Consider the following 687-nt stretch of genomic DNA (forward strand, 5'->3'; position numbering starts at 1 on the left):
TGTGCGGGTTGATCAGCGCTACCATCGTCGGCGGTGCGATGTACCAGGCCAGCACCGTTTCGTAGATTTCACTCCAGAACGAATGGCGGTATTTACCCTGAATCTTCGAGTTCGTCAGGCTCGCGTGAATCATGTGCGGCAGAACAAACAGCGCAATCATCAGCGCAGGCGCGTAGATGATATAGGCGTGAAGAAGCAGGAACGCCAGCGGCGCGGTCAGGAAGATGAGGCGCGGGATACCGGACAGGAAGTGGAACATGGCGTTGACGTAGCACAGACGCTGCGCGAGTTTCAGCCCTTTCCCAATCAGGGGGTTATCGAGACGGAAAATCTGCACCATGCCGCGCGCCCAGCGAATACGCTGGCCGATGTGCGCCGAGAGAGATTCCGTTGCCAGACCCGCGGCCTGCGGAATACGCATATACGCGGAGGTGTAGCCCCGACGGTGCAGGCGCAGCGAGGTATGCGCATCTTCGGTGACCGTTTCGACGGCAATGCCACCGATCTCATCCAGCGGTTTACGACGAATAACCGCACAGGAACCGCAGAAGAAGGTCGCATCCCACATGTCGTTCCCGTCCTGCACCAGGCCATAGAACAGCGTGCCTTCGTTAGGGGTTTTACGGAAACGGCCAAGGTTACGTTCAAATGGATCCGGCGAGAAGAAGTGGTGCGGCGTCTGCATCA

1 protein-coding gene is annotated in these 687 nt (G+C 58.2%); it reads right to left on the minus strand.

The genetic code is table 11. The features are described from left to right. On the minus strand, positions 1 to 687 hold a 687-nt coding region (locus AC0DBE_RS21525; RefSeq protein WP_472963720.1), incomplete at both ends, for a glycosyltransferase family 2 protein.

Source organism: Bacillus sp. VA15, from assembly GCF_055721145.1.